The sequence below is a fragment of the Photobacterium alginatilyticum genome (assembly GCF_009910675.1).
In the GTDB taxonomy this organism is placed as follows: Bacteria; Pseudomonadota; Gammaproteobacteria; order Enterobacterales; family Vibrionaceae; genus Photobacterium; species Photobacterium alginatilyticum.
In genome coordinates, this window is the sequence record NZ_RSEJ01000034.1 from 22,928 (window position 1) to 43,669 (window position 20,742).

23 protein-coding genes are annotated in these 20,742 nt (G+C 51.9%); 13 read left to right on the forward strand and 10 right to left on the reverse strand.

Annotation, left to right across the window (positions count from 1 at the left end; translation table 11 throughout):
* Positions 1 to 59 precede the first annotated feature (59 nt).
* Both lipB and lipA read left to right on the forward strand, forming a co-directional pair.
* Positions 60 to 734 carry a lipoyl(octanoyl) transferase LipB gene (gene lipB, locus EIZ48_RS24325; protein ID WP_439126595.1) on the forward strand — a complete coding sequence of 225 codons (675 nt, stop codon included), beginning with the start codon at positions 60 to 62 and terminating at the stop codon, positions 732 to 734.
* Complete coding sequence (gene lipA / locus EIZ48_RS24330) at positions 718 to 1,686, forward strand: lipoyl synthase (RefSeq protein WP_160657490.1); 969 nt, start codon at positions 718 to 720, stop codon at positions 1,684 to 1,686. Before lipB ends, lipA begins: the two co-directional genes overlap by 17 nt.
* A gap of 98 nt (positions 1,687 to 1,784) precedes the next feature.
* Here the strand turns inward: lipA and bamC are convergent, their stop codons facing one another.
* Both bamC and dapA read right to left on the reverse strand, forming a co-directional pair.
* On the reverse strand, positions 1,785 to 2,813 hold the full coding sequence (gene bamC / locus EIZ48_RS24335) for an outer membrane protein assembly factor BamC (RefSeq protein ID WP_160657492.1): 1,029 nt from the start codon (positions 2,811 to 2,813) through the stop codon (positions 1,785 to 1,787).
* 30 nt (positions 2,814 to 2,843) lie between these two features.
* On the reverse strand, positions 2,844 to 3,725 hold the full coding sequence (dapA, locus tag EIZ48_RS24340; RefSeq protein WP_160657494.1) for a 4-hydroxy-tetrahydrodipicolinate synthase: 882 nt from the start codon (positions 3,723 to 3,725) through the stop codon (positions 2,844 to 2,846).
* Positions 3,726 to 4,030: 305 nt separating this feature from the next.
* Between dapA and EIZ48_RS24345 the strand changes: the two genes are divergently transcribed.
* Together EIZ48_RS24345 and bcp are read left to right on the forward strand one after the other, a co-directional pair.
* The gene (locus tag EIZ48_RS24345) at positions 4,031 to 4,570 is read left to right on the forward strand and encodes an ACT domain-containing protein (RefSeq protein WP_160657496.1); all 540 of its coding nucleotides are present in this window, start codon (positions 4,031 to 4,033) and stop codon (positions 4,568 to 4,570) included.
* Positions 4,571 to 4,581: 11 nt separating this feature from the next.
* Entirely contained in the window at positions 4,582 to 5,052 is a 471-nt protein-coding gene (gene bcp, locus EIZ48_RS24350) for a thioredoxin-dependent thiol peroxidase (protein WP_075764983.1), read from the forward strand.
* 90 nt (positions 5,053 to 5,142) lie between these two features.
* On the opposite strand, the gene EIZ48_RS24355 is transcribed toward bcp, so the two are convergent.
* Entirely contained in the window at positions 5,143 to 5,931 is a 789-nt protein-coding gene (locus EIZ48_RS24355; protein WP_160657498.1) for a DUF4198 domain-containing protein, read from the reverse strand.
* Positions 5,932 to 5,978: 47 nt separating this feature from the next.
* Positions 5,979 to 6,293 (reverse strand): hypothetical protein, encoded by a 315-nt coding sequence (locus EIZ48_RS24360; protein ID WP_160657500.1) that lies wholly within the window; start codon positions 6,291 to 6,293, stop codon positions 5,979 to 5,981.
* A 255-nt stretch (positions 6,294 to 6,548) separates the two neighbouring features.
* Between EIZ48_RS24360 and EIZ48_RS24365 the strand changes: the two genes are divergently transcribed.
* On the forward strand, positions 6,549 to 6,791 hold the full coding sequence (locus EIZ48_RS24365) for a FeoA family protein (RefSeq protein ID WP_160657502.1): 243 nt from the start codon (positions 6,549 to 6,551) through the stop codon (positions 6,789 to 6,791).
* Between the two features lie 22 nt (positions 6,792 to 6,813).
* Positions 6,814 to 9,369 (forward strand): ferrous iron transport protein B, encoded by a 2,556-nt coding sequence (gene feoB / locus EIZ48_RS24370; RefSeq protein WP_160657504.1) that lies wholly within the window; start codon positions 6,814 to 6,816, stop codon positions 9,367 to 9,369.
* Here feoB and EIZ48_RS29530 read toward each other — a convergent pair.
* The 3 genes from EIZ48_RS29530 to EIZ48_RS24385 all read right to left on the reverse strand — a co-directional run bounded on the left by EIZ48_RS29530 (position 9,366) and on the right by EIZ48_RS24385 (position 11,114).
* Positions 9,366 to 9,698 (reverse strand): hypothetical protein, encoded by a 333-nt coding sequence (locus EIZ48_RS29530; RefSeq protein ID WP_240153083.1) that lies wholly within the window; start codon positions 9,696 to 9,698, stop codon positions 9,366 to 9,368. The two genes, feoB and EIZ48_RS29530, sit on opposite strands and share 4 nt — an antisense overlap.
* Positions 9,699 to 9,778: 80 nt before the next feature.
* Positions 9,779 to 10,852 (reverse strand): AI-2E family transporter, encoded by a 1,074-nt coding sequence (locus EIZ48_RS24380; RefSeq protein WP_075764995.1) that lies wholly within the window; start codon positions 10,850 to 10,852, stop codon positions 9,779 to 9,781.
* A gap of 7 nt (positions 10,853 to 10,859) precedes the next feature.
* Positions 10,860 to 11,114 carry a sulfurtransferase TusA family protein gene (locus EIZ48_RS24385; protein WP_338046946.1) on the reverse strand — a complete coding sequence of 85 codons (255 nt, stop codon included), beginning with the start codon at positions 11,112 to 11,114 and terminating at the stop codon, positions 10,860 to 10,862.
* Between the two features lie 173 nt (positions 11,115 to 11,287).
* On the opposite strand from EIZ48_RS24385, the gene bepA reads away from it, so the two are divergent.
* The 4 genes from bepA (at position 11,288) to EIZ48_RS24405 (ending at position 14,256) form a co-directional block, all read left to right on the forward strand.
* Positions 11,288 to 12,742, forward strand: a complete 1,455-nt coding sequence (gene bepA / locus EIZ48_RS24390; RefSeq protein ID WP_160657511.1) for a beta-barrel assembly-enhancing protease — start codon at positions 11,288 to 11,290, stop codon at positions 12,740 to 12,742.
* A gap of 134 nt (positions 12,743 to 12,876) precedes the next feature.
* A complete protein-coding gene (gene arsC, locus EIZ48_RS24395) occupies positions 12,877 to 13,227 on the forward strand; it encodes an arsenate reductase (glutaredoxin) (RefSeq protein ID WP_160657553.1) in 351 nt (116 codons plus the stop codon).
* Positions 13,227 to 13,808 (forward strand): NAD(P)H:quinone oxidoreductase, encoded by a 582-nt coding sequence (wrbA, locus tag EIZ48_RS24400; RefSeq protein ID WP_160657513.1) that lies wholly within the window; start codon positions 13,227 to 13,229, stop codon positions 13,806 to 13,808. Before arsC ends, wrbA begins: the two co-directional genes overlap by 1 nt.
* A 19-nt stretch (positions 13,809 to 13,827) precedes the next feature.
* Positions 13,828 to 14,256 carry a DUF2069 domain-containing protein gene (locus tag EIZ48_RS24405; RefSeq protein ID WP_160657516.1) on the forward strand — a complete coding sequence of 143 codons (429 nt, stop codon included), beginning with the start codon at positions 13,828 to 13,830 and terminating at the stop codon, positions 14,254 to 14,256.
* 94 nt (positions 14,257 to 14,350) lie between these two features.
* On the opposite strand, the gene EIZ48_RS24410 is transcribed toward EIZ48_RS24405, so the two are convergent.
* Complete coding sequence (locus EIZ48_RS24410) at positions 14,351 to 15,586, reverse strand: DUF2066 domain-containing protein (protein ID WP_160657518.1); 1,236 nt, start codon at positions 15,584 to 15,586, stop codon at positions 14,351 to 14,353.
* Between the two features lie 353 nt (positions 15,587 to 15,939).
* Here EIZ48_RS24410 and EIZ48_RS24415 point away from each other — a divergent pair, with 353 nt between their 5' ends.
* On the forward strand, positions 15,940 to 17,190 hold the full coding sequence (locus tag EIZ48_RS24415) for a uracil-xanthine permease family protein (RefSeq protein WP_160657520.1): 1,251 nt from the start codon (positions 15,940 to 15,942) through the stop codon (positions 17,188 to 17,190).
* Between the two features lie 140 nt (positions 17,191 to 17,330).
* On the opposite strand, the gene upp is transcribed toward EIZ48_RS24415, so the two are convergent.
* Positions 17,331 to 17,957, reverse strand: coding sequence for a uracil phosphoribosyltransferase (upp, locus tag EIZ48_RS24420; RefSeq protein WP_075765008.1), 627 nt, complete (start codon positions 17,955 to 17,957; stop codon positions 17,331 to 17,333).
* Positions 17,958 to 18,153: 196 nt separating this feature from the next.
* Here upp and purM point away from each other — a divergent pair, with 196 nt between their 5' ends.
* Positions 18,154 to 19,194 (forward strand): phosphoribosylformylglycinamidine cyclo-ligase, encoded by a 1,041-nt coding sequence (gene purM, locus EIZ48_RS24425; RefSeq protein WP_160657522.1) that lies wholly within the window; start codon positions 18,154 to 18,156, stop codon positions 19,192 to 19,194.
* Between the two features lie 4 nt (positions 19,195 to 19,198).
* A complete protein-coding gene (gene purN / locus EIZ48_RS24430) occupies positions 19,199 to 19,843 on the forward strand; it encodes a phosphoribosylglycinamide formyltransferase (protein WP_160657526.1) in 645 nt (214 codons plus the stop codon).
* 88 nt (positions 19,844 to 19,931) lie between these two features.
* Here the strand turns inward: purN and EIZ48_RS24435 are convergent, their stop codons facing one another.
* The gene (locus EIZ48_RS24435; protein ID WP_160657528.1) at positions 19,932 to 20,711 is read right to left on the reverse strand and encodes a class II glutamine amidotransferase; all 780 of its coding nucleotides are present in this window, start codon (positions 20,709 to 20,711) and stop codon (positions 19,932 to 19,934) included.
* Positions 20,712 to 20,742: the final 31 nt, after the last annotated feature.

The window sequence follows — 20,742 nt, forward strand, 5'->3', positions numbered from 1 at the left end:
GCCAAGTTTTATAATGCACCCATGTGGTGTCATTAACCCAGGTGTAACCTGGTGACAATATGGGTGTTAAATTGCAAAAAACTATTATTATTCGGAACCTTGGTCGCCGAGACTACGAAGCAACTTGGCAGGCCATGCACGAATTCACAGATCAACGCGGTTCGGATACAACAGACGAAGTCTGGCTGGTTGAACACAATCCGGTATTCACCCAGGGTCAGGCGGGAAAAGCCGAGCACTTGCTCGATACAGGCGATATCCCAGTCGTCCAAAGCGATCGTGGCGGCCAGGTAACCTATCACGGTCCGGGTCAGCAGGTCGCTTATATTCTGATTGATCTGCGACGTATTAAACTTGGCGTGCGCGACCTCGTCACTCACATCGAGAATACGGTAATAAACACTCTTTCCCGTTTTGGGGTTGAGTCCAATGCCCGCCCGGATGCCCCTGGTGTGTATGTCGACGGCAAGAAGATATGCTCACTTGGACTTCGTATCAGGCGAGGTTGCTCTTTTCATGGTCTGGCACTCAATATTAACATGGACCTGGCGCCATTTTTACGCATTAACCCGTGCGGCTATCAGGGGATGGAAATGACCCAGCTAGCAACAATGAATGGCCCATCTGAACTGGCAGAAGTTCAGCCTGTACTTATAGAAGAGCTAGTCAAACTGCTCGATTACCAGAGCGTTGAGTGGAAAACGGAAAGCAATTCATATGAGCAAACCAATTAAAATCGAACAAGGTGTCAAATACCGTGATGCCGATAAAATGGCGCTGATCCCTGTCCGCAGTATGACAGAGGAAGCACCGAAAGAAATGCTGCGCAAGCCGGAGTGGATGAAGATCAAACTTCCGTCTGACAGCCAGCGTATTCAGGACATCAAGTCAGCGATGCGCAAGAACAACCTTCACTCAGTGTGTGAAGAAGCCTCTTGCCCGAACCTGGCGGAATGTTTTAACCACGGTACTGCAACCTTTATGATTCTGGGTGCAATCTGTACCCGTCGTTGCCCATTCTGCGACGTTGCACACGGCCGTCCGCTACCGCCTAATGCAGAAGAGCCAACCCAGCTAGCACAGACAATTGCTGATATGAAGCTGCGTTATGTTGTTGTCACCTCGGTTGACCGTGATGACCTGCGTGACGGTGGTGCCCAGCACTTTGCTGACTGTACCCGTGAAATCCGTGCCAAGAGCCCGGAGATTAAGATTGAAACACTGGTACCGGACTTCCGTGGCCGCATGGATCGCGCTCTGGATATTCTGCGTGATAGTCCGCCTGATGTTTTCAACCACAACCTAGAGACGGCTCCTCGCCTGTACCGTAAGGCACGACCTGGCGCCAACTATCAGTGGTCATTGGATCTTCTGAAAAAATTCAAGGAAATGCACCCGGACGTACCGACCAAGTCGGGACTGATGATGGGATTGGGTGAAACCAAAGAAGAGATTGTCGAGGTACTGAAAGACCTGCGCGCCCACGGCGTGACTATGCTGACGCTGGGTCAGTACCTGGCACCTAGCCGCCATCACCTGCCTGTTGAGCGCTACGTACCACCGTCAGAGTTTGACGAGCTGAAAGAAATCGCCCTGGAGCTGGGCTTTACCCACGCAGCCTGTGGCCCGTTTGTTCGCTCTTCATACCATGCTGATATGCAGGCGAAAGGCGAAGAAGTGAAATAACAAACACCTCCAGTGTTTGATAAAAGTGATTGATAAAAAAAACCGCTACGGCATTGCCGAAGCGGTTTTTTTATCTTTAATCGTTGTCAAACAGCAGACTAGCTATTGTTGGCACGATCAATCGCAGCAGCGAAGACCGGGGCCAGACTCTTCAGGGCTTCCTCGGTAACAGGCTTACCGTCGCTGTCTGTCACATTCACCGATGTCCGGTTACCCAAATCACCTAGCTGGAGGTTGTAGGAACGGTCATCAAGCTGAATCGGCTTGGTTCCAAGTTCAGTCCAGAATGCATCGTCCGGGGAACGGAACTTCACTTCGACCACACCCTGAGAACGGTTACGCCCTTCAACAGTAAAACCAAGTTGTCCCAGTAGATCCGGCAGACGCTCCCAGAACACATTATATGGTGCGCGGGCAATAATGACCGGCAGACCGCTGCGGTCCTGACCCATCGAGATAGGGATCTGCTTGACCAGTTCCTGGGCACGCAGTCTGGCCAACTCACGTTCCTGCTGATCATAGCGAGACGTAACCAGGTTGGTCATCAGAATGCTATAGCGTTCTTTGTTAATCGCTGACACTGGTTTTTCAACACTGCCTTCACGCCAGTCAACCAAAGTGATCTTGTAGCTATTGTTTGCTGAACCGGAGGATTTCTCAATCCGGTATCGGCTGCCAACCGGGTTTTCCTCGTCCTCGTTAACCCAGTTCACCCAGTCTGTTTCCATCACATTGGCCGACTGGCTAAGTAGCTGGATATTCCGCTCGGCGATCAAACGCTGTGTCAGCGTCCATACCTTGGTCAGCTCTTCAGGCTTTGCCAACAGCAGTGTGACGCCGTCTGCATCCTTGACGGTGCGCGCACCGGGGATCAACGCAAGTACCTGCTGAGGCGGACGGATATCAACCGCGGAACCTAGCTCGCCGGGAAAGCGCTGGACCGGAATCGCATAATCATTCACCTGGGAGGCCTGAGCTCCGCTCGGCAACGTCCACGATTCCAGCGGCTTTGTCTCAAGATAGGTAAAATCTTGATTTGCCTGGCGACGACGTTCTGCTCCACCAGAGCATCCCGCCAATGTGGCAACCATTACAGCAGTTACCGCCAGCCTGTATTTATAATTCATTAAGCTTCTGCGCTCCTACGCTCTAGCAAATTACGGCAGCACTTTGGCGTCCTTAAGCGCCGCAGTGACAGCAGGTTGTGCTGATTCGCTCAACTCAGTAAGTGGCAAACGCAACTGCCCGTGCTTAATCAAACCAAGTTGGTGAGCTGCCCATTTAACCGGAATTGGGTTAGATTCGACAAACAATGTCTTGTGCAGTGGCATCAAGCGCTCGTTAATCTCTCGTGCGGCATCAATCTGACCAGAAAGCGCCAACTTAAACATGGTTGCCATATCGTCGGCAGCCACATTCGCCGTGACCGAAATCACCCCGTGACCACCCGCGGCAACAAAATCCAACCCGGTGGCATCATCGCCGCTTAGTTGGATGAAGTCTTCGCCACAAAGTTCCCGAGTTTTTTGCACTCGCGCTAAATCGCCGGTTGCATCTTTAATCCCGACAATATTATCGATCCTGGCGAGACGGGCGACCGTTTCAGGTAGCATATCAACGGCAGTACGTCCTGGCACATTATACAGGATCTGAGGCAATTCAGTGGCTTCTGCAATCGCTTTATAATGCTGGTACAGGCCTTCCTGGGTCGGCTTGTTGTAATAAGGCGTCACGCTCAGACAAGCGGCGACCCCAGTGCCCGAAAAGAGTTTACTGAAGGTGATGGCTTCGTGGGTTGCATTTGCACCGGTGCCGGCAATGACCGGAATGCGGCCATTCGCAAATTCTAATGTTTTCAAAACCACCTTTACATGCTCATCAACCGTTAATGTGGCTGATTCGCCCGTGGTCCCGACTGCCACAATTGCATCTGTCCCTGCTGCAATGTGGTATTCCACCAGTGAAGCCAGACCTGCGTAATCAACTTCGCCGGCTTCATCCAATGGTGTAACTAGCGCTACCATGCTTCCTGAAAACATGTCCATCTCCCCTTAAAAATGAATACCAAGCAGCATAACTATCTACACTGATAGCGATGCTGCCTGGTGTATCCATGGTACTTTTCAGTTACAGTAAACTCAAGACAGGAGTATGTAAATCAGTGAAGTAAAACCAATCAGAGAGTTAATATAAAAGTGCGCTGCTTTCCACTTTTTACAGAATATCACTCTAGGGAATGCGGCTATCGCCAATTTGCGACCGATCCCTCCCTGCCCTCAAATAGCTTGATTTACAATGACTGTGCTACCATGCATATGATAATCAAAACACGATGTGTATAAATATGGAACATTACCTAGTAATCACGGCTATTGGTACGGACCGCCCGGGCATCTCAGATGAAGTCACCCGACTGATCACCCACTGCGGCTGCAATATCGTCGATAGCCGACTTGCCATCTTCGGCAGTGAGTTTACCCTTATCATGCTCGTTGCCGGCAATGGCAACGCAATTTCCCGTGTCGAGTCGACCCTGCCTCTCAAAGCGCACGAACATGACCTGTTGACGGTGATGAAACGAACCACCAAACACGAGTGCCGCTTTTTTCCCTATACGGCTGACTTCCATATCGAAGCCGACGACTCCCCGGGAATCATCGAACAGTTCACCCATTTTTTTGCCACCCGGGAGATCGATATTGCCTCGTTAAGTGCCCATACCCATGAAGCCAGCGAGGGAGACAGCCCGAACCGTTTTCAGTTGCAGATCAGCACCAATTTGCCTGAAGGCTGTAACTTAATGTCTTTACAAGAAGAATATGAAGCGCTTTGCCAGGACTTGCTCGTCTCAGGCAACGTGACATTCATCGGCCACAATCAATAAGGAAAATATATATGAAGACTTTGACCGCCGGTACGCCTGCGCCAGCCTTCACACTGCTCAACCAAGATAACCAGCCTGTCAGCCTGGCAGACTTCAAAGGTAAGAAAGTACTTGCTTACTTTTATCCCAAGGCCATGACCCCGGGCTGTACGGTTCAGGCCTGCGGCTTGCGCGACAGCAAGGCGGAGCTGGACGCACTAAACGTTGTGGTACTGGGGATCAGTATTGACCCTGTCAAACGACTGCCGAAGTTTATCGAGCGCGATAACCTGAACTTCACCCTGCTATCTGACGAAGACCACGCTGTGGCAGATCAGTTTGGTGTCTGGGGCGAAAAGAAATTCATGGGGAAGGTGTATGACGGCCTGCACCGCATCAGCTTTCTGATCAACGAAGACGGTGTCATTGAACATGTCTTCAACAAGTTCAAGACCAAAGATCACCACGAAGTCGTGCTTAACTACTTTAGCGACAACGCGTAACTTTTTGATAGACAAATTATTAAACAAGCTCCCTCAGGGTAACCCTGGGGAGCTTGAAGCTAGAAGGCGATTAAGTCTGCTGGGATAAACTTACAATTCCTGAGCATTCACCCAGATAACCGCATCCTGAGAAAGTTCCTTGCCATTGTGCTCTGTCGCTGGGCCTGAACCCAAACATGCAAAGCCCCAAACGCCGGCTTTCGGAATACCAAACGTAAATTCGCCGTCCTGGTCTGTGATCGCAACAATCGCGGTTTCCGGCGCTTCACGGTAGTTCTCTTTACCGAATGCATTGCCCTTCATGTCGATATCTGTGTTGATAAACTCAATCTCACACTCGACACCCGGTGCTGGTTTGCCTTCGCTCAGCAGCTGACCGGTAAAGGTACCACCAGCGAAAACCTGGTAAGGCTTGTTCAGCGGAACAATCTCGGTAGCCAGCTCCAGTGGCTGCTCCCAACCTGTTGGCAGGCCGCCTTTGTTCACGTATGACTTGGTGATTTGCTGGATGTAGATGTCTTCGCCTTTCTCATAGTAAGGTGCCGGAACAACCGCAAAGACGTAATCACCGTTACGCTTCACTTTAAAGTCAGCCTGGTAAGCTGCTGCCTTATTTTCAGGGCCTGTCCAGCTGATAGACTTCAGCTTGTCCATCAAATCAATACGCTTGTCTTTAAACTGAACGAAAAACTGCTCCGGTTTGTCCATGTCCATAACATGGCCGTTTTCCATCGGGTGACCGAATACAAGCTTCATATCCAGGTTCGTCGGCTTTTCAACAATCACATCCGGCGTGTACACCAGCTGGAAGTGAGCATTTGCCGCACCAGAAACAGCCAAAGCGGCAACACCAAGTGAAGTAAGAAGTGTCTTTTTCATTTTTTTATTCCTATTGATACTTAGAGGCCAAGCCTCATGACTGCGTATTATTCGGTAATATCTTCGCTTGAAATTTCAACCAGATGGCCCGGTCCAGCATTAAACTGTACCTTGTAATCGCCTGCAGGCTTGTCGAACTCAAACTCGCTGTCCTCGTTCATCGCGCCGTCTAGCAGCTTGTTACCATCGGCATCGACGACAGCAAGCTCAACACCCGCAGCGGAAGACCCGTCAGAAAAGCCCCCTTCACATAGCACTGTGCCATCACCATTGTCGTAGCAGGAACACAATGGGGTATGCGCCATACTGGCCAGCGGCATCATGGATAACATGAGCGCGAACGATAGTTGTTTTCTATTCATGTAATGACCTGATCTTTATTGTTACCGATGCCTATTGCGACTTATTGATACGGCGCAAATGAGCAGCGAACGGAATACGCAAAGAAAGATAACAGCAACCGAAATAAGAATCTCTCGTATTGACACTTTTATTGAGCCAAATCAAAAACAGTGATAACTATTCTCATTTAACTTGAAAGTTGTTGATTTATATAAATAATATTTACGAACATTTTTAAAATATTATTCCTTTTTAACAATTTGCGAGCAATAGTTATGACACTGAACGATACCCTACCGAGCCAAACCGTTGTTGTTCTCCGTCATCACGCAACGGGAGTGATAAGACAACGTCTGATGGATTTAGGCATCATGCCGCAGGCCCGCGTCACCATGGTCAGAAGTGCCCCGTTGGGCGATCCTATCGAGATCAAAATTGATAACACCCACGTCTCTCTGCGCCGTGCAGAAGCCGCCGGTATTGAGGTTACCTCTATCACACCGTCAAACACCCTTTAATGCCGGCACAAGGAACCCAATAATGACAAACAGAACTCCGCTGGTTGCCCTGTCCGGCCAACAAAATGCAGGTAAATCAACCCTGTTCAACCTCCTTACCGGTGCCAGACAGCACATAGCGAACTACCCCGGCGTCACCGTCGACAAAAAGTACGGCTACTTCAACCATAACAACCAGTCCTATCAGGCAGTTGACCTGCCCGGTACCTACAGCTTGTCGTCATTCTCTCTTGAGGAGCGGGTAGCCCGGGATTTTCTCTGTGACGAAAACCCGGATCTGGTGATCAACGTGGTCGATGCGGCCAACCTTAAACGATCACTGCATCTCACCGTTCAACTACTTGAAATGGAATGCCCGACCGTACTCGCCCTGAACATGATGGATGTTGCCGACCGGGAAGGGATCACAATAGATACGGATACCCTGAGCCAGCGACTTGCCGTTCCGGTCGTAACGACGATCGGACGCAAAGGGGAAGGCCGCTCGGCGCTGTGCGAGCTGATCCAGGCCCGCACATCCTCCGGGATGCATTCCGGCTCTGTAGAGAATGCAGACAACACCAGACACGAAAACCAGCCCTACTACCCGGCATTGACTGCCGCGATGGCTGAGCTGGATCGCGCACTTGCCCCGCTAACCGCCCAAGTAGCCCAGCTGCCATACCGCTGGTTGAAACTAAAGTTGCTGGAAAATGATGCCCAGCTTATCGGCCGGCTGGCTGCCAGGCTATCTGAAGAACAACTGGGATTACTGCAAAGCCTGCTTGATGAGCAGCGCGCCCTGTTCGAACAGCAGCACAACACCAGCATCAACGACTATATCGCCGCCCAGCGAGAGGCTTTTGTCCAGTCGCTCATCATGGCAACGGTTACCGTCATCCCTAACCAGGGGCCGACTCTGTCGCAGAAGATTGACAAACTGGTGCTCAATCGCTTCCTGGCACCTGTGTTTCTGATCATGACAGTATTTCTGATCTACCAGTTGGCGATCGTGCAGGGTTACGAGCTGACCAATTATACCTGGCCGTATCTTGCCGCTATGAGGGAATGGGTAGCCGCCCTGTTGCCGGAAGCCGGGTTCCTGTTTGATCCCTATACCCGCTCACTGGGCTTGTGGATCGTCGACTCAGCCAATACGCTGCTGAACTATGTGCCTATCTTTATCATTCTGTTCGCCCTGATCGCGATCCTGGAAGATTCCGGCTATATGGCGCGTATTGCCTTTGTCGTCGACAAGATCCTGCACCGTTTCGGTCTCCATGGTCAGAGCACGCTACCACTGATCCTAAGTGGTGTTTTCGCCGGCGGCTGTGCCGTACCGGGTATCATGGCGACCAAGGGCATTCCTGATCACCGGGCAAGAATGGCAACGATCCTGACAGTGCCATTTATGAACTGTCTGGCCAAAGTCCCGCTATATGCCCTGCTGGTCGGGATATTCTTCGAGCAGGACAAGGCGTTGATGATGTTCTACATCTCGACCATGACCATCATTGCGGCGCTGCTGGTTGCCAAGCTGCTTTCGGTGACGGTGCTGCGCGGCGAAGAGAGTGCGCCATTTGTTATCGAGCTTCCTCGCTATAACTTGCCAACCGTCCGGTCCGTCCTGACCCGATCTGTCGAGCGTACCTGGATCTATATCAAGAAGGTCGGCACCATTGTCGTTGCGGTATCAGTCGTGATCTTCACCCTGCTGCAATACCCTGGCCTCCCGGAAGACCGGAGCGCCTTCTATCAGCAACGCTCCGAACAAGCCATCAGCCGCTTTAACAAAGCCATGAACAATAACCCTTACCTGGAACTGGCCCAGGGCGAACAATTGGTTTCGCTGATGAATTACTACAATGACTTCAAGCGTGCCAAGCTCAACGCCAAAGGAGCGACAGCTTCAAGAGCTGTCAACGAGACATTCAAGCAGCGCAGCCCGGAATTTTTCCCCTTTGTCAAAGCACCGAAAGGCGACAAGCTGGCGAAGAAAGCCAACCGGGCACTACGCAAATTGGCCAAAGCACGTAAATCAATCCGCCGAGAAATCAAAGAAGAGCGCCTGAGCCACTCACTGCTGGGTTCAATCGGCCGCTCTCTGGAGCCCGTCACCCGCTTTGCGGGTTTCGACTGGAAGATTAATGTTGCCCTACTGTCCTCTTTTGCTGCCCGCGAGAGCAGTGTGGCCACGCTAGGAGTGCTGTTCCAGCAGGAGGATGATCAAAACACCACGCTAGAAGAGCGCATGGGCGATCAGGGCAATAACCTGACATCGCTGACTGCCGTTTCGATGATCCTGTTCTTTGCCCTGTACCCGCCATGCCTTGCCACTATGATTATGGTTCGCGTTCAGACCGGACAATACCGCTGGATGTTGCTGGCCCTGCTGTTCCCGACGGCACTGGGACTCGGCGTGTCAAGTACCACCTATAGCCTGGGTATGGCGCTGGGCATTTCCGGTATCACCATGATGAGCGGCGTCTACTTTAGCGGCCTTGCCCTGCTGCTGCTGGTCGGGCTGTATCCGGTCTTTCGGCGCAAGCAAGCACCTGACCTTCCCACTACGCCACAAGATAGCCATGGAGTGATCTAATGACGACAAACACAACGTCCACTGCACCGATATTGCCAGATCTCGCCGCCTCTTCCGGATGGGGCGATCTCGCCTTCGTTGGCCTGGTGATCATCGCCGCACTGTTTTACCTCTATATCCGGCTGTGGAAAAACAAGGGACGTTGTGACGGGTGCAATCGCTGCGGCAAACCAGCCCGGCAGCCTCAATGCCGCCAGATAGGCACTATCGCAACGATTCGCCCTATGGACGAGGACAGTGATAAGCCCACCGGCTCTTCCGCGCCGTAAAACCGTTAGCCCCAGCCGCACGGCAAAGCTGCGGGCTGTTACAGCTCCTGGGGTAACCACTTGGCGCTCTTCACAAAAAAGCCAGTCGACTATATCGACTGGCTTTTTTTAAACACGCAATTTGTAGGCAGAGAGCTGGGCTACTCCGTGATTTCCTCATCCTCGAGGCTCGTCGACGGCAAGGCGTTCCACACGGCCTTGACGAGAGTGGCCAAAGGAATCGCAAAGAAAACGCCCCAGAACCCCCACAAGCCACCAAATACCAGTACGGCAACAATGATGGCGACCGGATGCAAATTGACGGCTTCTGAGAACAGGATGGGTACCAAAACGTTGCCGTCGAGCGCCTGAATAATGCCGTACGCCACTAACAACCACCAGAAATCCGGGCTGATCCCCCACTGGAACAGTCCGACCATGGCAACCGGCAAAGTCACGGCTGCTGCCCCGATATACGGGATCAATACCGAGAAGCCTACCAGTACGCCCAACAGCACGGCATAACGCAAATCCATGATCGCAAAAGTGATATAGCTGACAATACCGACAATGAATATTTCCGTCACCTTGCCGCGAATATAGTTCGAGATTTGCTGGTTCATCTCAACGCCCACCTTACTGGCCAGACGACGGTTCTTCGGCAACAGGCCACTCAGAGTTTCCAGCATTTCTTCTTTATCTTTCAGCAAGAAGAAAACCAGCAGGGGTACCAGGATCAGATATACAGCCAGGGTAGCAAGGCTCACCAGAGAGGACAGAGAGCCCTTGACCACGCTTTCGCCCATGCCCAGCACATTCTCGCGCAGTGTGTTCATAAAGGTACCGACCTGATGCGGCTGGACAAAATCAGGATAACGCTCGGGCAGGCTGGAAACATACTGCTGCAGGCCATTGAACATGTTCGGCACGTCGGCAATCAGATTGCCAACCTGATGCCAGATCGTCGGCACTAGACCGAAAACAGCCATTACCATCAACCCGACAAAGAGCAGCAATACCACCATCACGGCGATTGAGCGCGGCAGCCCTAACCGGGTCAGCCGCATAACGGGCCACTCCAGCAAATATGCCAGGACGATAGCCACCAGCAGAGGGGCGATCAGGTTGCCAAAAAAGTATATGGTCAAAAAGCCAGCTAACAGAATGGCAACGAGGCTCACGGCGTGGGGGTCTGAAAATCTCCGCTTATACCAGCGGTTTAGCATGTCCAGCATAAAATCTTTACTGCCTTTTGGTGACGATAATTACAAGCTCTTGCGGACAAGCAGCCTGCTGTTCAATGTCAAACCCGTGGTTTAACAGGTAACGGGGAATATCTTGTCTGGCACCCTGATCAGAAATATGAATTTTCAGGCGCTGGCCGCAACAGAGCACCTTGGTTGCTCGCTTAGCCAATAAAAGTGCCATAGGGCAACGTTCTGAAGTCAAATTGAGCGATGGGGTTTCCATTCCGGTATGCTGACAGTTATTATCCATCGGAGTATTGTAAATGACATCGGTGCGACAAAAAAGAAACCAGTTGCAGCTTTCGTTGTCATATTCTTTGTAAGTTATACCTGTTCAGGAATGATTTAGCTATTTTGATAGTTACAAGTTATCGGCCAAACAGGAAAGGAACCTATTTTCACAAAGGCGGTTGTATTATTAACATGTTTCGATTTGCCAAAGCTCCAACCTATCTCTTAGTCAGCGCCCTGCTGAGCTCGAGCTTTACTGCTCAGGCCGATAACTTTAATGCACTGCCGGAAATTGGAACCACGGCAGCCTCTACGCTGACCATCGAGAAAGAAATGGAATACGGTGACGCTTATATGCGGATGCTGCGTGCCAGCATGCCGGTGATCAGCGACCCGTTGCTATCGGAATACATCCAGGATCTCGGCCATCGCCTGGTCGCCAATGCCAATGACGTGCGCACACCGTTTAACTTTTTCATGATCCAGAATCGTGAAATCAACGCCTTTGCTTTCTTTGGCGGTCATGTCGCTATCCATAGCGGTCTGTTCTTACATGCTCAATCTGAAAGTGAACTTGCCTCGGTCGTCGCCCACGAAATCGCCCATATTACCCAACGCCACCTTGCACGAAGCATGGAAGATCAGGCCAAGAAGTCGCCGGCCACCATGGCCGCGCTCATAGGCTCCCTGATGCTGGCTATTGCCTCGCCCGAAGCCGGGATCGCCGCCATACATGCCACGACGGCGGCATCAGCCCAGGGGCAGATCAACTATACCCGCAGCAACGAAAAAGAAGCCGACCGTATCGGTATTGCTACTCTGGCAAAATCCGGCTTCAACGTTCAGGCCATGCCCCGTTTCTTTGGCCGCCTGGCCGATCAATACCGCTATGCCAGTACGCCTCCTGCGATGCTGCTGACTCACCCATTGCCTGAATCTCGTATCTCGGACTCCCGTAGCCGGGCCAACCAGTTCCCGGCCAAGCGAGTCAGTACCTCCGAACGCTACCAGCATGCGCGGGCACGAATTGTCGCTCGCTATGCGGGGATCGATAGCGAAGCGGCTCTGGACTGGTTCAACCGTCAGCTGATAAAAGCCAATGCGCAGCAGAAGAACGCCCTCAATTACGGCAAGGCGCTGGTATATATCGATTCTGGCAAATACCAGCAGGCCCATGAGCTGCTGGATCCTCTGCTGGCAGCCGAGCCGAGCAACCGCTTCTATATCGATTCGGCGACCGATCTTGATCTCTACGAGAAAAAATACGACCAGGCCATTACGCGCCTCGAAAAAGCGCTGAAAGGTAATCCCAACAATAAGGTACTTCGCCTCAATCTCGCCCATGCCCTTCAGAAGGCTGGCCGCAGTACCGAGAGCATTTCAATCCTGACACGATACACCTACGACAATACCGATGACACCAACGGCTGGCACATGCTGGCGCAGGCCTATGCCGACAACGGTCGCCGTGATGCCGAGCTGGCGTCCCGTGCCGAGCTAATGGCACTGCGCGGTCAATGGGACAAGGCGATTCAGCATTATATTCAGGCCAGTCAGCTGGTCGAGGTTGACTCGCTGGATCAGGCGCGTTACGACGCACGGATTGATCAGCTGCGCCTTGCCCGCGCTCGCGTCGCAAATCTCTGATCCTGTTAGTCTCTTTGCTTTTCTTCCGGGTTGCAGTTCCTCTACAATAGGACTGCAACATAAATTCTCCATTCTGCTAACCTGACAGCTCACTCAGGCGACAGCAAATGGCAAAATATCAATTGGGAGAAACCATGTCAGTTACTATCTATCACAACCCTCGCTGCTCGAAAAGCCGCCAGACTCTGGCACTGCTTGAAGAAAACGGGATCACTCCGGACGTGGTCAAATACCTTGAGCAGACTCCGAGTGTCGACCAGCTTAAAGTCCTGCTAAGCCAGCTGGGCTATAGCTCGGCGCGCGACATGATGCGTACCAAGGAAGCCATCTACAAAGAGCTGGCCCTCGGCGAAGAGAGTGTTACCGAACAACAACTGTTTGAAGCGATGGCCGAGAATCCGAAGCTTATCGAGCGTCCGATTGTCGTCAAAGGCGACAAGGCAGCAATGGGCCGCCCGCCAGAGCAAGTGCTGAGCATTCTGTAATGCATAAAATCCTGGTGCTCTACTACAGCCGCCACGGAGGCACCCAGCAGCTGGCACGGCATATTGGCCGCGGGATCGAGCAGGTTGACAGTTGCGAGGCCATCTTGAGAACGGTGACAGATATTGATAGCCAGGGAGCACTCGTCGGCGCCCCGGCAAAGGGCGATCCTGTTGTCACCCTGGATGACCTCAAGGCCTGCTCGGGACTGGCTATGGGCAGCCCTGTTCGGTTTGGCAATATGGCCGCGCCGCTAAAACACTTTATCGACAGTACCAGCAGCCACTGGCTTTCCGGAACCCTGATAGGTAAACCGGGCTGTGTCTTTACCTCATCCTCATCCATGCACGGAGGCCAGGAGACCACGCTGCAGTCAATGATGCTGCCGCTGCTGCATCACGGTATGTTGATTGTCGGCCTCCCGTACTCTGAACCACAACTGCATACGACCCGCTCGGGAGGGACGCCTTACGGGGCCTCGCACCTTAGCCATGGCCGGCAGAAGGTTCTGGACAACGACGAGTCGGCCCTAGCCCAGGCACTGGGCAAGCGCCTTGCCGAGGCGGCAATCAAGCTTGCATGACTAAGTGAAGGACAGCCGTATGACAGCAATGAGCAAATCGACTCAGAATTTGCGCTATTCCGCCTTAATCGCCAACCTCTCTCTCATTTTGTGGGTGGGTGTATGGCAAAGCACTCTTTCCCCCCATCCGCACCTGAACAGCTTTGTTCTGGCCGGCATGTGGGTATTGCCCATGCTGTTCCCGCTAAAGGGGATCCTTGAGGGCAGGCCCTATACCCATGCATGGGCAAATTTCATTCTGATGCTCTACTTCCTTCATGCCCTGACCATTCTTTGGATCGACGGCGGTGAGCGCCTGCTGGCACTTGTCGAGCTGGGGATCACCTCCTGGGCATTCGTTTCCAATATTCTTTTTGCCCGTCATAGAGGCAGAGAACTGGGTATCAAGCTGAAGAAGCTGTCGCAGGTTGAAAGGGAAGAAAGAGAGAACCACGGCGATAAGAAATAGCCTCTCGGGGAACGAACCCTACACAAACAAAAATGCGGTGGAACCCCACCGCATTTCATCAACTAGCTACATCAAGAGATACGCCTAACGCATCTTAAGGCTGCCAGTAATATTGGTTAACCTGGCTAAGTGTTGGCATCATGGTTGCCGTTACATCGACAGCCTGTGGATCCTGGGGCACATCAGCTGTTGGCTCGGCGCTAAGCGGCACTTCTTCAGCAATACTCTCCCCAACAACGTCTTCTCCAACAACAGCGTCTTGCGGCTCAGTCGTCTCAACCAATCCGGTCTCAGACTCGGCAGCAACCGTATAGCCGTTATCGGCAGGCTGCGAAGTCAAACGGCGATCCTGGCTTAGCTCGCGTTGAAATGCCATTTCAGAACTCAGCAGGTTCACCCCAAAGATCACAGTATCCCCTTTAAGCTTGCTGGCATTGACCGACGCCACCGAGGTCATATTGGTCAGCATACGCTCCAGGGCAAAGAAATCTTCTGTCGACTGAATGTTGGCAACCTGAATCGCATACTCGCCGTCGCTGGCACCGCCTAGCTGCACGGCATATTTGCCTGCCAGCTGATCGGCAACCTGATTCATCATCTCTGTCAGCGCGTCGGCTGATGTGCCTGCCGCCCGACCTTCTGCCGGTGCAACTTGCGATGACACCAGATACTCTGGCTTGTCGGCAAACAGCTGCCAGCCCAGTTGGACATTATTATCTGCCTGCTGGCGCACTCGGACAACCAATACAGCATCAGGCTGATAGCGGGCACTTGCTCCGGCAATCGGCTGAACAAAGCCGCCCCAGATATCCGGGATATTGATTGCCGTTACGTCTTCAAAATCTCCGATCGGCATCATCACCGGGACGCCTCGGTTATCCGCAGCTTTCTTCAGTTGCGGCTCGAAACTGTTTCCGGACTGATCCCAGATAATGTCACGGCTACGGTTCGCATCATTCACCATCCAGACCAGTACACTCGGACGCTGCTCGCTCCATAGCGTGGCATTGGCCTGAGTCAGCAGGTTGCGGATCCGGGATTGGTCGAAGGTCAGCTCCAGCGTCTGCTGTCCATCCTGGCTACCGTAGCCAAACTGGCTCACATACGGGCTGCTGTTCGACAGCGCCTTGCGAATAATTTCATTCTGAGTAATTGTGCTCTGGCCTGACACTTTAATCAGAACCTGCTCCAGCGCTTCCTCTCGGGCTTTTTGTTCAGACTGTTTATCCGTGTCAGGCAAAGCAACCTCGGCCTGATATAAATTGGTTACAGTTGCCGCTTTAAGCGGCAGGGCCATTAAAGCAAACAGGAGTAGAGCAAAACGCAACATAGAAAACTCATTAATCACTTAGTTATTCCCCGATCATAAAATGAACGAGCCAGTATCGGCAACTGCAACTGCCACAAAATCCCAGACTATCTGATATTTATTGGATTGACTATCGCTTCCGCTTGCCCTGTACCGTTCTAGCGACTTATTTAGGCGATACCTCAGTACCAAGGCGCGATATAAATACGCTTTTAGTCATCATTAAATGTAATCATTACAAAAAAACCAACTCAAGATCACAAAAACCACAAGACTTTATTGCAAATGATAATTTCAACAAAAAGCAGATAGGCAAACGATTACACCCGTGCTAGCATTGCGCGATTTTTTTTCAGACAGGGTGGAAAAGTATAATGATGCAGGTACTACAAGGTGCACAGATGCTATTCGTTGCATTTGGTGCGTTGGTTCTGGTTCCGTTGCTTACGGGGTTAGATCCTAGTGTTGCGCTCTTCGGCGCAGGTATTGGTACCCTCCTCTTTCAAGTCATCACCAAACGTTCCGTTCCTATCTTTCTTGCTTCCTCTTTTGCTTTTATTGCTCCTATTATGTACGGCGTCCAGACCTGGGGTGTTCCCGGTACGATGGGCGGCCTGATGATGGCTGGGGTTATCTATGTCTGCATGGGTGCGGTCATCAAAGTCCGCGGGGTAGGTATTATTCATAAACTCCTTCCGCCTGTTGTTGTCGGGCCTGTGATTATGGTTATCGGCCTGGGTCTGGCACCTGTGGCTGTCAACATGGCTTTGGGCAAAACCGGAGACGGTGCCGTTCAGCTCATTGACGGTAATGCAGCACTGTGGATTTCAAGTATCTCTCTGCTGGTAACCATCGCACTAAGCGTATTTGCCAAAGGATTCCTGAAGCTGATCCCTATCATGGGAGGGATTGTCGCCGGTTACTGCGTGAGCCTTGGATTTGGTGTGGTCGATTTTACCCCGGTTGCCCAGGCAAGCTGGCTGGCTCTGCCAAACTTCACTTTCCCGGAGTTCAATATCAACGCCATTCTCTTTATGATCCCGGTCGCCATCGCCCCGGCGGTAGAGCACGTCGGTGATATGCTGGCTATCTCCAACGTAACCGGCAAGGACTACCTGAAAAAGCCCGGCCTGCACCGCACTATGGCTGGTGACGGGGTTGCAACCATTGCTGCGTCTATGTTTGGCGCGCCACCGAATACCACCTACTCAGAAGTGACCGGTGCGGTGATGCTGACCAAGGCATTTAACCCTGTGATTATGACCTGGGCTGCGGTAACTGCACTGGTACTGGCATTCGTTGGCAAGCTGGGTTCTGCACTGCAGACAATCCCGGTTCCTGTCATGGGCGGTATCATGATCCTGCTGTTCGGTTCCATTGCCACAGTCGGCCTGAACACACTGATCAAAAACAATGTTGACCTGCACAAAGCCCGCAACCTGGTGATCGTCGCTGTCACGCTGGTCTTCGGCATTGGTGGTATGGCATTTGGCATCGGCGAGTTCAGCCTGCAGGGAGTCAGCCTGTGCGGCATCGTAGCTATCTTGCTGAACCTAGTCCTGCCAGACGACTTGGGGGAAAACCATGTGGTCGACAATGCTCAGATAGAAGACACAGCCAACTAACTTGCGCTGCTGACAATATCCAATCATGAAAAAGCGCCGATGGTTATCAACCATCGGCGCTTTTTTACAGCAGTTGCTTACTGCCCGGCAGGTACAAAAAAACCGGACATCTGTCCGGTTTTCAGCGTTAGGGCATAAAATTATTTGGTGCCGAAGATTTTGTCACCCGCATCGCCCAGACCAGGAACGATGTAGCCCTTATCATTCAGCTTCTCATCGATTGCAGCGGTGAACAGCTCAACGTCTGGGTGAGCTTTTTCCAGTGCTTCAATACCTTCAGGAGCAGCTACCAGAACCAGTACTTTGAACTGCTTACAGCCCTGCTCTTTCAGCAGATCCAGTGTGGCAATCATTGAGCCACCAGTAGCCAGCATAGGATCGACAACCAGTGCAATACGCTCATCAATGTTTGATGCCAGCTTGTTGAAGTAAGGAACCGGCTCAAGGGTTTCTTCATCACGGTAAATACCGACCACGCTGATACGTGCGCTAGGTACATGCTCAAGAACACCGTCCATCATACCCAGGCCAGCACGCAGAATTGGCACAACAGTTACCTTTTTACCTTTAATTTGGTCAATTTCAACTGGACCATTCCAGCCTTCAATGGTAACTTTTTCTGTTTCGAAGTCTGAAGTCGCTTCATACGTCAGCAAGCTGCCTACTTCCGTTGCTAGCTCACGAAAACGCTTAGTGCTGATGTCGCCTTCGCGCATAAGACCGATCTTATGTTTTACCAGTGGGTGTTTAACCTCAACGACTTTCATTTCTGACTCCTAAGCAAACAAAATTTAAAAAAATCGCATTATTATACACTAGACCATGAGTGCTCTGATAGGGGTTGATGTTTCGTTTGCTTAGGAAATAGCCACTGAGATTTATTGACGCAAACGTTTCCCTTTCCGCCCTGACTGCTGTTATCATACCCCCGCTTTTTTACTTTAATGCGGTGAGGGATCTCTTGTGAGCGGCAATAACTCTTCTCTTAGTTACAAAGATGCAGGTGTTGATATCGATGCGGGAAATGCATTGGTTGATCGTATTAAAGGGGTGGTAAAACGCACCCACCGTCCCGAGGTCATGGGCGGTATTGGTGGCTTCGGCGCGCTCTGCTCGCTACCGACCAAGTATAAAGAGCCGGTATTGGTTTCAGGAACCGACGGTGTGGGCACCAAGCTTCGCTTGGCGATGGATCTGAACAAGCATGACACAATCGGTATCGATTTGGTGGCCATGTGCGTCAACGATCTGATTGTGCAAGGGGGAGAGCCGCTGTTCTTCCTGGACTATTATGCGACTGGCAAGCTTGAGGTCGATACCGCAGCAGCCGTTGTCGCGGGGATCGGCGAAGGTTGTATCCAGTCTGGCTGTGCCCTAATTGGTGGTGAAACCGCGGAAATGCCGGGGATGTACCACGGCGAAGACTATGATGTCGCGGGCTTCTGTGTCGGTGTCGTCGAAAAGGCCGATATCATTGACGGCAGCAAAGTCAAAGCCGGCGATGCACTTATCGCTGTGGGCTCAAGCGGTCCGCACTCTAACGGCTTCTCCCTGATCCGCAAGATCATTGAAGTCTCTCAAGCCGACCTAAGCAAAGAGCTTAATGGCAAACCACTGGCCGATCACTTGCTTGAGCCAACAAAGATCTACGTTAAATCCACGCTGAAGATGATGGAAAGCTGTGATGTTCACGCTATTTCTCATATCACAGGTGGTGGTTTCTGGGAAAATATCCCTCGCGTATTGCCAGCAGGCACGAAAGCCGTTGTTGACGGCAAGAGCTGGGAATGGCCAGCCATCTTCAACTGGCTGCAAGAAGCAGGCAACGTTGAAACCTACGAAATGTACCGTACCTTCAACTGTGGCGTCGGCCTGGTTATTGCCCTGCCACAGGCACAGGCCGAGCAGGCTATCGACATCCTGAAAGCCGAAGGCGAAAACGCCTGGCTTCTGGGTGAAATTGCTGATGCCGAAGCCGGTGAAGAGCAGGTGGAGATTAAATAAGACGATGAAAAGCATCGTAGTTCTGATTTCCGGGAGCGGCTCGAATCTTCAGGCGATGATTGATGCCTGTGACAGCGGCATCATTCAAAATGCACGCATTGCCGCAGTGGTATCAAACAAGGCTGATGCCTATGGCCTGGAACGGGCCCGTCAGGCGGGTATTGATATCGTACACCTCGCTGCCAGTGACTACAGTGACCGTGAAACGTATGACCGGGTTCTGGCAGAGCGCATTGATGCTTTCCAGCCAGATTTGGTCATACTGGCCGGGTTCATGCGTATTTTGAGCCATGAGTTTGTCCGTCACTACCAGGGCCGGATGCTCAATGTACACCCTTCGCTGCTACCGAAGTACACCGGCTTGCATACCCATCAGCGGGCCATTGATGCAGGTGACAAGGAGCACGGCACCAGTGTGCATTTTGTTACCGAAGAGTTAGACGGTGGCCCGGTGATCCTTCAGGCCAAAGTGCCTATCTTTGACACTGATACTGCTGAAGAGGTCATGGCTCGGGTCCAGGAGCAGGAGCACCGTATATATCCGCTGGTAGCCAACTGGTTCTTGCAAGGCAGGGTCTGTATGGCTGAAGGCAAAGCAGTTTTTGACGGACTCCCTCTGCCGCCACATGGCTATGCCGCAGAAGAGTAGTCGATACAGCATAAAACCATAGCGATAAAAAACGCGACCTTGTGGTCGCGTTTTTTATTTAGCAAACAGATGACTAAAACAACAATGTCTACAACGTTCGGTTATGGATCAACTCACCGTAGTGGAATACGCTAAATTCACCCGGTTGCATTTTGTGCCAGCTCTCGTCATTGGTCAGCGGTTGAGTGGCAATCACCGTAACCACATCGTTTGGCGTAGTTTCCATCTGAAAGTCGATAGTGACATCTTCGTCAATCAAAGATGCCTGGCCAAACGGTGCCCTGCGCGTGATCCAATGCAGATTATTGGTGCAGTATGTCAGTACGCACTCGCCATTGCTAAGCAGCATATTATAGACACCCAGCTCCCTGAGGCGATCACAACACACTGCGACATAGTCGTAAACTGCAACCATATCTTCCGGAAGATCAGGAAACTTGGCCTCCAGCTGGTTGAGCAGCCAGCAGAAGGCTATCTCACTGTCGGTATCGCCAACAGGCCTGAAGCGTCCGGTATCTAGCTTTTCATAGCCTGTTAGCTGGCCATTGTGAGCAAATGTCCAATAGCGCCCCCATAGCTCCCGGGTAAACGGGTGAGTATTTTCGAGGCTGACACCACCACGGTTGGCCTGACGGATATGGCTAACAACGGCACAGCTTTTTATCGGATACTCCTGCACCAGTTCAGCAATTCGCGACCGGCAGCTCGGGTTGGGATCTTTAAAGGTACGAAATCCCCGCCCTTCATAGAAGGTGATCCCCCAGCCGTCCCTGTGAGGGCCGGTCTTTCCGCCTCGCTGCATCAGGCCGGTAAAGCTAAAACAAATATCGGTTGGCACATTGGCACTCATGCCAAGCAATTCACACATAGTCCTTTATGCCCTCTCTGCAGGATTGAGA